This is a genomic window from Streptomyces yamdrokensis (assembly GCF_053890455.1).
In genome coordinates, this window is the sequence record NZ_CM132679.1 from 4,930,573 (window position 1) to 4,944,176 (window position 13,604).

Below are 13,604 nucleotides of genomic sequence, written 5' to 3' on the forward strand. Positions count from 1 at the left end.
GCCCTCGGGCAGTGGCGCCGCCCCGTCGTTCAGGTACCGGCGAGGAGGGACTCGAGTGCTGCTGCCGAGTCCGGGTGACGGGCCGGGAGGGCCGCGCCTGCCGAAGACGGCGGGGCGGTGGCCGGGGCCCAGCCCTCGGCGCAGCCCAGCAGGTCCGCCACCGCGTCGCAGGTCGCCGGGTGTGCCGTCAACAGTGCCATCCCCGGCGGTGCGGTCGGGGCGGCGGCCGGGGCCCAGCCCTCCGTGCAGCCCAGCAGCGCCGCCAGCGCGTCGAACGTGGCGGGATGCGCCGGTGCCAGCGCGGCGCCCCGGCGGACGTCGGCCGCCCCCTGCCCCGCCCGTGCCGCGCGGCGTACGGGGACTGGTGCCGGTGCCCGCCACGGCGGGATCCACGCGTCCAGCGCCGCGAGCCGGCTCGGGAAGATCCGCCCGGCCTCGCGGATCAGCAGCGGAGCGAGGTCCGCCGCACCCGACCGCAGGGTGCTGATCAACGTCGGGAGCCACGGCAGCAGCACCGCGTCGGGCAGCCGCCCGAACGCGTTCGACACCGCCTCGACGACCACGTCCGCCAGGCCCGGCACCGGCTCCAGCGCGTGCACGAAGCCGCTCAGGTAGCGCGGATAGGCGGGCACCACCAGCGGGTTGGCCAGCAGCTCGTCGCACTGCGCCCGCAACCGCTCGCGGGAGAGGGTGCCGAGCTGCACCTGCGCCGCCCACAGCAGGGCCGTCTTCGACGGGTCCTCCGGGTGGGACTGCGCGACCGCCAGCTCCAGCTGCGCCCTGTCGCAGCCCAGCGACAGCGCCAGGCTCTCCATGCCGAACAGGAAGCCCAGCATCGCCGCGACCTGACCCACCGTCGCGTCCTCGTCGGCGAACGCGGTCGGCAGCAGTGTGCAGTAGTGCGCGTAACCGGCCTTGACGAAGGACTCGATCCACGGCGGCAGCACCGGCTCGCTCGTCCGGTAGTACGCGAGCAGCCTGCGCACCCGGCGCAGCACCTCCGGCGCGCCGTCGACACTGCGCTCGGACGCCAGGACCTCCAGCGCGCGCGTGCCCAGCTCGTCGGCCAGGCGCCGGCCGCCCAGGTACAGCGCCGCGTCCTCGACGGCCTCCAGGACCGTCGCCGCCGTCGCCCGCGGCGCGTACGCGGCGCGGCGCAGGCGCTGCTCCAGCACCTGCTCGATGCCGACACCCTCGTAGCCCAGCTCGATGAGGGCCCGCTGGTGGGTGCCGAGCGCCAGGTCCCACGACTCCTGGATCGACCGCTCGCCGAGCGCGCGTTCGCCCATGATGGGCCGGGCCGCGCCCTGCGGCAGCAGCCGGCGCAGCATCCACAGCACGTCGGAACAGGCCCGCAGCTCCGGCTGGGACGCCATGTCCAGCAGGGCCCGCCGCACGCCCCGCTGCTGGAGCTTCAGTCCCAGTGGTTCCAGCCGGTCGTGCACGTCGCGGGCCAGCGGCGGCAGCGAGTCGTAGCCGACCTGGCCGATCCGGTCGCCGCCCATCATGATCTCGACGAGCCGCCGCACGTCCCGCCGCCCCGGCACCGCGTCCTTCTCGATGCAGGTGACCGCCGCGTCCTGGAAGTCGTACGGCGTGGGCCTGGCCCGGCCCCGCATCCCGGCGAGCAGGATCGACGTCTCGAAGACGGCGATCGCGTCGGCCGTGGAGGCGAGATAGCCGCTTCGCCTGGCCGCACTCACGATGTCCACGCACCAGCCGAGCAGTTCGGCCTCGTCCAGCGGGTCCAGGACCGGTGCCCGGCCCAGGAAGCCGGACAGCCTGTCCGTCGAGGCCGGCCGCGACGTCCCCGCCGCCGGTACGGCGGTCTGCTTCGCCCGGGACTTCCTCGTACCGGCCTGGCCCGCCAGCCGGTACGGCCGGACCCGGGTGCGCCTGAGGCTCTTCGCCCACTCGGCCGCCGCGATGGACACCGAGCCGGCGGCGAGAGCGAACTGCGCCTCGATCGCCGCGTGACTGGACGGGATCAGCCCGTGCTGCCAGACGGTGGCGGAGCGCGGCGAGATCTCGTACGTGCCGGAACCGGCCACCCCGAACTCCTCCACCCTGCTGGCCGCGTGGAACGCGCCGCAGACGTACAGGCAGTCCTCGGGGTCGGTGCCGGTCGCGGCCAGGTGCTCCCGCATCCGGGTCCACATGTACCGCTCGCGGTCCTCGTCGGTCCGCACCCGCGACGGGTCGCCGGGGGCGAGCCGCCGGAACAGGCTGCCGATGAGGAGCATCACCTGGCGGTAGGTGTCGTGGTCGCCGTCGCCGAGCGGCAGCTCGACGTACTGGTGCCACCACTCCGACCAGTGCCGCACCCTGCCGTGCCGCAGCAGGTGCTCCTCCAGTTCGGCGAAGCGCGGCCGCAGGTCGCCGATCTCCACGCCGACGGCCTCGCCGTGCAGCGCCGCCAGGGTGGCGTCGTCGGGGTCCGCCGCGTCCGCGTCGGCGGCGGCCTCCGCCTCCGCGGCGGGCCGGCCGCGGCTGTCCCACTGGAAGACGTGGTCGGAGGACCGGTCGACGAGGACCAGCTCCACACCCGGCGTGTCCAGCGCGTACGCGATCGCCTGGTACTCGGCGGACGCCTCGGTGATCGGCGCGACCACCGACAGCGGCGCCCACTCGGGCGGGAAGCCGTCCACCTCGTTCGCGAACGCCTGGACGGCCACCGGCAGGCGGCAGTTGCGCAGCTCGGTGAGGAGCGGCGCCATGTCCTCGCACAGCTCCAGGTACACCACCCTGGGCTGCTTCTCGCGCAGCCGGCGGGCCATCGCGAGAGCCGAGGCGGGCGAGTGGTGGCAGACGGGGAAGATCTCCAGCGGCTCGCGCACCGCGCGGTCCACGTCGTCGACCATGCCGAGGAGGATGCCCTCCAGGGCGTCCGGCCCGCCGGCGAACGTGGTCGCGGCCTCGTGGAGCTGGCCGCGGAGCCCCGCGAACGTGCTTTCCCCCACGACGGGCGCGCTCGCGGGCGCGCTCTCGGGCGCGGCACTCATGACAGCGTCGCGATCGCGTCCCGGCCGCCCTCCAGGAACTCGGGCCACGAGCCGCCCTGCTCCTTGCTGCGCGGCTCGACGACACCGTGCAGGTACTTGTTGAGGATGGCCAGGTCCTCCGGCTCGCGGCGGGCGAGGGAGCCGACGAGCGAGGAGGCGAGGGAACGGGCGGTCAGCGCGCGCTCGCCGAAGAAGTTGCTGTGCAGGACGGCGTCCTCCAGCACACCGATCTGCTCGGCCGTCGACAGCGCGGACTCCAGCTTCTCGTCGTCGCTGCCGGCCGCGGCGGCGGAGGCGCGCAGGTCGGCGAAGCTCTGCAGCAGCACGTCGAGCAGGGTCGGCGGCACCTCCAGCTCTATCGAATGACGGCGCAGCAGCTCCTCGGTGCGGAAGCGGACGATCTCCGTCTCGCTCTTCTTGTTCGTCATCACCGGGATGCGGACGAAGTTGAAGCGGCGCTTGAGCGCGGACGAGAGGTCGTTGACCCCGCGGTCGCGGCTGTTGGCGGTGGCGATGATCGAGAAGCCGGGCTTGGCGAAGACGATGTTGTCGCTGCCTCCGCTCTCCAGCTCCGGCACCGAGATGTACTTCTCGGACAGGATGGAGATCAGCGCGTCCTGGACGTCGCTGGTGGAGCGGGTCAGTTCCTCGAAGCGGCCGATCGACCCGGTCTCCATCGCGGTCATGATGGGCGACGGGATCATCGACTCCCTGGACTGGCCCTTGGCGATGACCATGGACACGTTCCAGGAGTACTTGATGTGGTCCTCGGTGGTGCCGGCCGTGCCCTGCACCACGAGCGTGGAGTTGCGGCTGATCGCGGCGGACAGCAGTTCGGCCAGCCAGCTCTTGCCGGTGCCGGGGTCGCCGATCAGGAGCAGGCCGCGGTCGGAGGCGAGGGTGACGATGGAACGCTCGACGAAACTCCGGTCGCCGAACCACTTCTGGGAGATCTCCCGGTCCAGGCCGTCGGAGCGCTCGGAGCCCAGGACGAACAGCCGGACCATCTTCGGCGACAGCCGCCACGAGAACGGCTTGGGGCCGTCGTCGACCGACTCCAGCCAGTCCAGTTCCTCGGCGTACTTGATCTCGGCGGGCGCGCGCAGCAGGTCGGACATCGGGTGGGGGCCTTTCCGTTCGGGGCTCGAGAAAGAGAGGTTCGGGTGCGGGGGATCAGGCGGAATCAGGTGAGGAACGTCTTGAGCTCGTGCACGAGCTTCTTGATGTGGCCGGAGATCACCGGCGTGCCGAGGTCCTTGAAGCGCTCCCGGAACCACGGGTTGACGCTGCCGCGCCCGGCGCTGGTCACCGAACCGACCGGGATGAACCTGGCGCCCGAGCGGTGGATGGCGGACATGCTCTCGAACAGCTCGTCGGTGCGCCATTCGTAGAAGTCGGAGATCCACACCACGACGGTGTTGCGCGGCTCGGCGATCTTCGGCTGGGCGAGCGCCATGGCCGCGGTGCCGTCCGTGCCGCCGCCGAGCTTGGTGCGCAGCAGGGTCTCGAACGGGTCGTGCGCCCAGGGGGTGAGGTCCAGTGCCTGGGTGTCGTAGGCGATCAGGTGGACGTCCACCTTCGGCAGACCGGCGAAGATGGAGGCCAGGATGGTGCAGTTGACCATCGAGTCGACCATGGAGCCCGACTGGTCCACGACGACGATCAGCCGTTGCGGGGTCGTCCTGCGGCTGGTGTGCCGGTAGTAGAGGCGGTCGACGTAGAGCCGCTCCTCCTCCGGGCTCCAGTTGGTGAGGTTCTTCCAGATGGTGCGGTCGATGTCGAGGTTGCGGAAGACCCGTTTCGGCGGGACGGACCGGTCGATGTCGCCGACCGTGGACTTCTCCACCTGGGTGCGCAGGACCTGGGAGACCTCGTCGACGTAGCGGCGGATCAGCGACTTGGCGTTCGCCAGGGCCACGCCGGAGAGGTTGTCCTTGTCCCGCAGCAGTTGCTCGATCAGGGACATGCTCGGGGTCAGCCGCGCGGCCAGCCGCGGGTCGGCCAGCACCTCGCGCAGCCGCATCCGCTTGACCAGACCGGCCTCGATGGAGCCGAGTTCCGGGCCGATGACCGGGATCAGCCGGCTGAGGTCGGGAGTGCGCCCGCCCCCGCCGGTACCGATGGGGGCGGCCCCCCGGCCGCCCGCGCCGGCGCGGCCGCCCCGCAGGTCGCCGGGCCGGCAGCCGAGTGCCCGCTCCAGCCGGCCCGCGTCGGACTGCCAGCGGGCCAGCTGCTCGGCGGTGACGGCGCCGGAGCCGGTGGAGAAGACGTTCAGCAGGACCTTGGAGACGAGGGCCGCGCGCCGCACTTCGGCGGCCCGGTCGCGGGCGTCCTCCTCCTCGGGCCCGGGGGTCATCAGACCGTCGAACTCGGCGGCCAGCTCCGGGTGCCGCTGCACCACGGAGTCCACGGAGGCGCCCGGGTCGAGCAGCGCTGACGGCAGCCCGACGTCCTCCACCACGGCCAGGCTCGCCGACTCCAGCGACGCCTGCTCCTCGGGGTCGAACAGCCGGGCCAGCAGCCGCCAGTAGAGCACCTGGCGGCGGTTGTCGTGCGGGTCGGGCACGGCGGCCTCGCGGGGCCCGGCCGGTGTGCGGGGACCGGCGGCCGGTACGGGAGTGAGGTCGGTCATTTCCGCAGCAGCCTTCCGGCTCGTTCACGCAGCGCGTCGACGGCGCCGGTGGCGGCCTTCTCCGCACGGACACCGGCCTTGTCGGCGGTGCCCCCGGCCCACGCCCCGGCGTGCACGGCGACGGCCTTCTTGCGCACCGTCCTCTCCACGGCCAGCGGCTGGACGTGGAACTCCCCGGCGTCCCACCGGAGCAGCCCGACGCACGCGCCGGACGCGGCGACGGCCTCGGCGGTGAGCGGTCCGGCGGCCGGCATCCGGTCGGTGTCGATCGCCAGGCGGTGCCCGGCGATCAGGAACACCGTCCCGTCGTCGTCCTGCTCCGCCTCGTACCCCTCCAGCAGGACGGGGACGGCGATCCGGGCCGGATGCCGGTCCAGGGGCGCTGTGATTGGCGCGGCGGCCGTCGGCAGCGCCACGCGCGCGGTGACGAAGGCGTCGGCCGGTTCGCCCGTCCGGGCGTGCGCGTCGTCCCAGATCAGGTCGCCCTCGGCGGTGACGGGCATCGCGTCGAGGTCCATCGAGCGGCCCTCGCCGGCCGCGGCCAGCAGGGACAGGTGCGGGCGCAGCAACTGCCACAGGCCCGCCCCGACGACGGTGTCGGGCTTCGGGGCGGACGCGGCGGCCCGCACCAGCCGGGGCGCGGTGCCGTCGGCGGGCTCGAACACCGCGTGGACCTGGGCCTGCACGGCGGTCGCGTGCTCCTGCACGTCGATCCCGAGCGGCAGCAGGCGGCCGGTGGCCGTGTCCGCCGCGGGGGCGCCGGTCGCACCCGGCAGCGTCAGGAGCAGGGCCCGCGACCAGAGGTCCGCCCACCGGCGCACCGGAATCCGCTCCAGGGTGGCCCCCGGACAGGACGCGGCGAGTTCGGCGGCGAATCCGTCCAGCAGCGTGGCCTGCCGGCGCAGCGCCGGGTCCGGCAGCATCGCGGAGACGACGGGCGCGGCACCGCCGACCAGTTCGTGGTCGATGCCCTGCCAGCCGGTGCGCGCGAGGTCGCTCAACCAGCTGCGGGCGGCGGTGAGGAGGTTCGCGGCACGGTCCGCGCCGCCTGCCCCGGCCGGGGCGGCCTCCTCGGCGACGGGCCGGCCGACGACCTCCGTGACGCGGGCGGTCAGCGCGTCGTGCACCGAACCGAGCAGGGCGGCCCGGGCGGCGGCGAGGGCGACGAAGTGGTCCTCGCCCGCGGTGCCGGCCACCGCCTTGTCGGCCGCCTCGGCGACGCGCGCGGCGAGTGGCGTCCCGGCGACGGCGTCGGCCAGCCCCACCACACCGGCGGCCTGTTCGGGCTGCGGCCGGAGCAGACCGGCGACGAGCGCCGCGTCGAAGGCGTCCACGGCCGCGAGGGCCTCGTCCAGGCCGTCGACGGCGTCGGACAGCAGATCGGCACGCATCACGCCACCGCCCTCGTCGTCGGGAACCACTGCATCTCGGGCAACGGCGCGGTGGTCGGAGCGAGTTCGAGATACGCCAGGTGTCGCAGGAACCGGCTGAACACGGGTGCCGCGGCCGAGGTGTCGCCCTGCGCGGGCCGCGCGACGACCATGGCGGAGGTCACCGAGTGCGCGTCCGGCTCACCGCCCTCCACCTCGACCTTCAGGTAGCGGGCCACGCGCTCGGCGCCGTACTGCAGCACGGCCTCGTCGACCAGTGCCCGTATGTGGTTGCAGAACATGCCGTGCGCGCCGCCGCAGGGGCGGTTGTTGTTGGTGCTGCACGCGAACGTGTACGTACCGGCGGCGACGGACGACACGTACACACGCCCGATGTCCGACCCGCTGGAGACCACCCCCTGCAGCCGGCCGTCCGCCAGCTCGACGAACGGCACCTTGGACAGCTTCCGCGGCCTCGCGGGCGCCACCACCCGCGCCGTGCTCGACTTCTCCCAGACGGACAACGCACCATCTCCCCTGCATGCGAAAGCGGACGTCAACGCCACGTCGGCGCGACACGACCGAAGCTATCCCCGGCCACTGACAACGAGGTGGCGAGCGGCGGGGCCCGGGGCGGGGCCGCCCGGAAACGGCTCCCGCGCCCTCGCGTGCACGCCCGCCCCGGCACTCGCCCGCGCTCCGTCGCCGTCCCGCCAACCCATCGGTCCGGTAACGGAGTTACGGCGGTGACGTCACAGCCACCCCACGACTACCCGTCAACTCCGCGATCCCCTCCGTAACCCCTTGAGCCGATCGATCACCCCTCGGCATACTGCGTGACCCGGGGGGCTGCGCACACGCGTACGAGACCACCCCCGGCCGGGTGATGGGGAAAACTCCCGGAACATCCGCTAGGGGGAACCTTGCGCAGACACGTCAAAAGAACGCGCGTGACGGGTGCGGCCACGGTCGCCACGGCAGCAGCCGTGGCGCTCGTGGCGGGCATGACCGGCCCGGCGTCGGCGAACGGCGAACGGACGGAGGCGAGTCCGGCCGAGAACGGAGCAGCCGGTACCGCGACCGGCACCGCCGCCCGGGCGCCGTCCTCGCCGAAGACCAAGCACCGCATCACCCTCATCACCGGAGACCGGGTCGCCGTGGACGCCAAGGGCCGCGTCGTCGGCCTGGAGCGGGCCAAGGGGCGGGAACACATACCCGTCCAGATCCGCAGGTCCGGCGGCCACACCCACGTACTCCCGGCGGACGCCGCCCGGCTGATCGCGAGCGGCCGGCTCGACCGGCGGCTCTTCGACATCACCGAACTCGGCAAGGCCTCCACCCGCCGCTCCCAGCAGCGCGGCCTGAAGGTCATCGTCGGCTACCAGGGCCGCGCCGCCGCCGCGAAGTCCGACGTCCGCGACGCGGGCACGCTCCGTCGGACCCTCGGCGTCCTGAACGCCGACGCCGTGCAGACCCCGCACGAGGACACGCCCGACCTGTGGAAGGCGGTCACCGACGGCGACAGGACGGCGTCCGGCATCGCCCACGTCTGGCTCGACGGCGTCCGCAAGGCGTCCCTCGACAAGTCGGTCGCGCAGATCGGCACCCCCAAGGCGTGGGCCGCCGGCTACGACGGCAAGGGCGTCAGGATCGCCGTCCTGGACACCGGCGTCGACGCGACCCATCCGGACCTGAAGGGCCAGGTGACCGCGTCCAAGAACTTCACCGGCTCGTCGAACACCGGCGACAAGGTCGGCCACGGCACCCACGTCGCGGCGATCGCGGCCGGTACGGGTGCCAAGGGCGGAGCCAAGTACAAGGGCGTCGCACCCGGTGCCGAGGTCCTCAACGGCAAGGTCCTCGACGACTCCGGTTTCGGTGACGACTCCGGCATCCTGGCCGGCATGGAGTGGGCGGCCGCGCAGGGCGCCGACGTCGTCAACATGAGCCTGGGCGGCCGGGACACGGCCGAGATCGACCCGCTGGAGGCGGCGGTCAACAAGCTCTCCGCCGAGAAGGGCGTCCTGTTCGCCATCGCGGCCGGGAACGAGGGCCCCGAGTCGATCGGCTCGCCCGGCAGCGCCGACGCCGCCCTCACCGTGGGCGCCGTCGACGACAGGGACAAGCTCGCCGACTTCTCCTCCACCGGCCCCCGCGTCGGCGACGGCGCCGTCAAGCCGGACGTCACCGCGCCCGGCGTCGACATCACGGCCGCCTCGGCGAAGGGGAACGACATCGCCAAGGAGGTCGGCGAGAAGCCGGCCGGCTACATGTCCATCTCGGGCACGTCGATGGCGACCCCCCATGTCGCGGGCGCTGCCGCGCTCCTGAAGCAGCAGCACCCCGACTGGACCCACACGGAGCTGAAGGGCGCGCTCACCGGGTCCACCAAGGGCGGCGCGTACACGGCGTTCGAGCAGGGCTCCGGGCGGGTCCAGGTCGACAAGGCCGTCCAGCAGACGGTGATCGCCGAGCCGGTCTCGGTCAGCTTCGGTCTCCAGCAGTGGCCGCACACCGACGACAAGCCGGTCACCAAGCCGCTGACCTACCGCAACCTCGGTACCAAGGACGTCACCCTGAAGCTGACGTCCACCGCCACCAACCCCAAGGGCAAGGCGGCACCGGCCGGTTTCTTCACCCTGGGCGCCACCACGGTGACGGTCCCCGCGGGCGGCAAGGCCTCCGTCGACCTCACCGTCGACACCAGGCTCGGTGGTACCACCGACGGCGCGTACTCGGCCCACGTGGTCGCCACCGGTGGCGGCCAGAGCGTCCGCACGGCCGCGGGCGTGGAGCGGGAGGCCGAGTCCTACGACGTGACGCTCAAGGTCCTCGGCCGCGACGGCAGGGCGACCGCCGACTACTCCGCCAGCCTGGACGGCCTCACCGGTGCGGCGGCCGGCGAGTGGTTCATGCCCTACGACGCCGACGGCACCGTCACCCTCCGGGTTCCCAAGGGCGACTACGTCGTGGACACCGCGGTGTTCGCCGGTTCCGACCCGGAGAAGTTCGAGGGCGCCGACTGGCTCGCCCAGCCGAAGCTGAGCGTCACCAAGAAGACCACGGTCATGCTGGACGCCCGCAAGGCCAAGCCGGTGAAGATCAGCGTGCCGGACAAGGCGGCCAGGCCGGAGTTCGCCTCGGCCGACTACTCGGTGGAGACGAGGAACTCCGTCCACGGCTTCGCCTGGTGGCTGGAGTCGTACGACAACTTCCGTTCCGCCCACCTCGGCCCGCAGATCACCGACGGCTCGCTGAGCCAGCAGTGGGACGCCCACTGGAGCAAGGGCTCCAAGGCGCAGTACAGCACCGTCGCCGGCGGCAAGGTCAAGAAGCTCGCCACCGGCTACACCCGCGCCTACAAGGCGGCCGAACTGGCCACGGTGAAGGTCGCCATGGGCGCCGCCGCGAAGGGCAAGAAGGGCGCGCTCAGCGCCACGGGCTGGCTGCCGGGCAGCTACTCCGCCTCCTCGGTAGGCCTCCCGCAGGCCCTGCCCGGCACCCGCACCCTGTACCTGTCCACCAAGGGCGGCGTGCAGTGGGGTCTCGACTTCGAGCAGCAGGGCGGCGTCGACGCCGAGGGCTGGCCGATCACCGACTCCGGTCACGTCCTCGGCGACGCCTTCACCTTCAAGGCCGGCAAGAAGTACTCCAGGACCGTGAACACGGCCGTCTTCGGACCGCGTGTCACCTCGGACTACGGTCTCTTCCGCGAGGGCAACGACATCTACGGGTTCCTCCCGCTGTTCGCCGACGGCAAGGGCAATCCCGGTTCCTCGCAGTTCACCTCGGTCACCACCAGCCTGTACCGCAACGGCACCAAGGTCGGCTCCCACGACGACCCGCTGTTCGGGGAGAAGAGCTTCAAGGCGCCCTCCGCCGACGCCTCCTACCGGCTGACGACCTCGGTCAAGCGCAGCGCCAAGGTCGCCGCCGCGTCCACCCGCATCGACGCGAGCTGGACCTTCCGCTCCAAGAAGACCTCCGACCTGAGGCAACTGCCGGCCTCCACGGCCCGCTTCCAGGCGGTCACCGGGCTGGACAGCAAGGTCACGGCGGGCAAGAAGGCCACCTTCCCGGTCACCGTCGAGGGAGCGGCCAAGGGCAAGAACCTCAAGTCGCTCGCGGTGTGGGTCTCCTACGACTACGGGAAGACCTGGAAGAAGACCGACGTCAAGAAGGGGAAGATCACCGTCAAGAACCCCGCGAAGGGGAAGGCGATCTCCTTCCGCGCCAAGATCGCCGACAAGAAGGGCAACAAGTCGACGCTCTCGGTCTACAACGCCTACTACGGCAAGTGAGAGCCGGGTGAGCAGCGGGTGAGCCGCCCGCCGGCCCATCGCTGAGCACCGGGCGGGGCCCGCCGGAAGCACGGCTTCCGGCGGGCCCTCCGCGTTCTCGGGGTGACACCCGGCCGCGGACTCTCAGTGCGACCGGGGCGAGACGTCCGCCGCCCGCCTCGCGTCCGCTCCCCAGCTCCCCAGCAGCCGCAGCGCCTCGGCCGACGGCGAACCCGGCTCGGCGTGATAGGTGACCAGCTGCTGCTCGCTGTCGTCCACCAGCCGGAACGTCTCGAAGGACAGGGTCAGTTCACCGACGAGCGGATGCCGGACGCGCTTGACGCCGTGACTCTTCTCCTTGACGTCGTGCGCGGCCCACAGCCGCCGGAACTCCTCGCTCTTCACGGAGAGCTCCCCGACCAGCGCGGCCAGCCGGGGATCGTCCGGATGGCAGCCCGCGTCCCACCGCAGAAAGCCGACCATGTCGGACGTCTTCTGGTCCCACTCCACGAACAGCTCGCGGTACCCGGGGTCGAGGAACACGAGCCTCGCCCAGTTCCGCTCCTGCGGCGGCAGGGCGCCCCAGTCGCCGAAGACCGCGGCGGCCATCCGGTTCCAGGCCAGGATGTCCGAACGGCGACCCGCGACGTAGGCGGGGACCGCGTCCATCGTGTCCAGCAGCTGTCGCAGCGTCGCCCGCGTCTGCTGGGTGCGCGGCTGCTGTTTCCTCCTCTGCTGCTTCGGCTTCGCCAGATGCACGAGGTGGGAGTGTTCGGCACCGGTGAGACGCAGGGCACGCGCGATCGAGTCGAGCACCTCCGCGGAAACGTTCCGCCCGTTGCCCTGCTCCAGGCGCGTGTAGTACGCCACGGACACCCCGGCGAGCTGCGCCAGCTCCTCCCGGCGAAGCCCGGGCACCCGCCGGTGCCGCCCGAGGTCCGGCAGCCCCACGTCCTCGGGCTTCAGCCGGGCCCGCCGGGTACGCAGGAACTCGCTCAGTTCCGTCCGCGGGTCCAGACCGCCGCCCCGGCCGGTCGAGGGGCCGGTCGCGGGGGCGGACGCGGGCACGGGGTCGGTCTGCTCGTCCATACGTCCAGTATTGCCGGTCGTACGCCTGCCGGCCTGTCCCCACCAGTAGTACGCACAGCCAACCTAGGCAAGGCGGTGGCCTGGGTAAACCCCGGCCGCGGGGGCAGGCTGGGGCCGTGCCCGGCCGAAGAAGGCAGCCGGGCACGGCCCCACCTTCCTAGGAGAACCCCGGCATGACCACTGTTGCCGCGTACGCCGCACCCGCCGCCAAGGCTCCGCTGGAGCGCACCACCATCGAGCGGCGCGAGGTGGGCGAGTACGACGTCCTGATCGACATCGAGTTCGCCGGCATCTGCCACTCGGACATCCACCAGGCCCGCGAGGGCTGGGGCGAGGCGATCTTCCCGATGGTCCCCGGCCACGAGATCGCCGGAGTGGTGTCGCAGACCGGCCCCGGCGTCACCCGGTTCAAGGCCGGCGACCGGGTGGGCGTCGGCTGCATGGTCGACTCCTGCCGTGAGTGCGACAACTGCAGGGCCGGTCTGGAGCAGTACTGCGCGAACGGCTCCGTGATGACGTACAACGGCATCGGCAGGGACGGCGAGCCGACCCAGGGCGGCTACGCGCAGAAGATCGTCGTCGACGAGAACTACGTCGTCCGTGTTCCCGACGGGCTCGCCCTCGACGTGGCCGCTCCGCTGCTGTGCGCCGGCATCACCACGTACTCCCCGCTCAGGCACTGGAACGCCGGGCCGGGCAAGAAGGTGGCGATCGTCGGACTCGGCGGCCTCGGCCACATGGGCGTCAAGATCGCGCACGCGCTCGGTGCCGAGGTGACGGTGCTGTCGCAGTCCCTGCGCAAGAAGGACGACGGCCTGAGGATGGGCGCCGACCACTACTACGCCACCGCGGACCCGGCCACGTTCGAGACGCTGCGCGGGACCTTCGACCTGATCGTCTCCACGGTGTCCGCGCCGCTCGACCTCGACGCGTACCTGTCGCTGCTGCGGACGGACGGCGCGCTGGTGAACGTGGGAGCCCCCGAGCAGCCCGTCTCGCTCAACCTCTTCTCGGTGATCGCCGGACGCAAGACCCTCGCGGGTTCGAGTATCGGCGGTATCCGGGAGACCCAGGAGATGCTGGACTTCTGCGCCGAGCACGGCATCGGCGCGGAGATCGAGCTGATCGGTGCGACCGAGATCAACGAGGCCTACGAGCGGGTGCTGAACAGCGACGTCCGCTACCGCTTCGTGATCGACACGGCGACGATCTGACACGCGGCCCGACGCGG

Annotated in this window: 8 protein-coding genes; 2 read left to right on the top strand and 6 right to left on the bottom strand. The window is 72.3% G+C overall.

The genetic code is table 11. The annotated features are described in order from the left end of the window. Window positions 1–29 precede the first annotated feature (29 nt). From ACWZEH_RS22070 to ACWZEH_RS22090, 5 genes are all read right to left on the bottom strand, one after another. Window positions 30–3,002 carry a hypothetical protein gene (locus ACWZEH_RS22070; RefSeq protein ID WP_456192844.1) on the bottom strand — a complete coding sequence of 991 codons (2,973 nt, stop codon included), beginning with the start codon at window positions 3,000–3,002 and terminating at the stop codon, window positions 30–32. Continuing rightward, window positions 2,999–4,120: an ATP-binding protein gene (locus tag ACWZEH_RS22075; protein WP_456192845.1), complete on the bottom strand. Its 1,122-nt coding sequence runs from the start codon at window positions 4,118–4,120 to the stop codon at window positions 2,999–3,001. Before ACWZEH_RS22075 ends, ACWZEH_RS22070 begins: the two co-directional genes overlap by 4 nt. Window positions 4,121–4,185: 65 nt before the next feature. Then, window positions 4,186–5,634, bottom strand: a complete 1,449-nt coding sequence (locus tag ACWZEH_RS22080) for a vWA domain-containing protein (protein WP_456192846.1) — start codon at window positions 5,632–5,634, stop codon at window positions 4,186–4,188. Then, window positions 5,631–7,055, bottom strand: a complete 1,425-nt coding sequence (locus ACWZEH_RS22085) for a hypothetical protein (protein ID WP_456192847.1) — start codon at window positions 7,053–7,055, stop codon at window positions 5,631–5,633. Before ACWZEH_RS22085 ends, ACWZEH_RS22080 begins: the two co-directional genes overlap by 4 nt. Next, window positions 7,025–7,528: a hypothetical protein gene (locus ACWZEH_RS22090; RefSeq protein WP_456192848.1), complete on the bottom strand. Its 504-nt coding sequence runs from the start codon at window positions 7,526–7,528 to the stop codon at window positions 7,025–7,027. Before ACWZEH_RS22090 ends, ACWZEH_RS22085 begins: the two co-directional genes overlap by 31 nt. Before the next feature lie 480 nt (window positions 7,529–8,008). On the opposite strand from ACWZEH_RS22090, the gene ACWZEH_RS22095 reads away from it, so the two are divergent. Further along, window positions 8,009–11,305 (top strand): S8 family peptidase, encoded by a 3,297-nt coding sequence (locus ACWZEH_RS22095; protein WP_456199759.1) that lies wholly within the window; start codon window positions 8,009–8,011, stop codon window positions 11,303–11,305. A 123-nt stretch (window positions 11,306–11,428) separates the two neighbouring features. Here ACWZEH_RS22095 and ACWZEH_RS22100 read toward each other — a convergent pair whose 3' ends face one another. After that, window positions 11,429–12,373, bottom strand: coding sequence for a helix-turn-helix domain-containing protein (locus ACWZEH_RS22100; protein WP_456192849.1), 945 nt, complete (start codon window positions 12,371–12,373; stop codon window positions 11,429–11,431). 173 nt (window positions 12,374–12,546) lie between these two features. Between ACWZEH_RS22100 and ACWZEH_RS22105 the strand changes: the two genes are divergently transcribed. After that, window positions 12,547–13,587: an NAD(P)-dependent alcohol dehydrogenase gene (locus tag ACWZEH_RS22105; RefSeq protein WP_456192850.1), complete on the top strand. Its 1,041-nt coding sequence runs from the start codon at window positions 12,547–12,549 to the stop codon at window positions 13,585–13,587. Window positions 13,588–13,604: the final 17 nt, after the last annotated feature.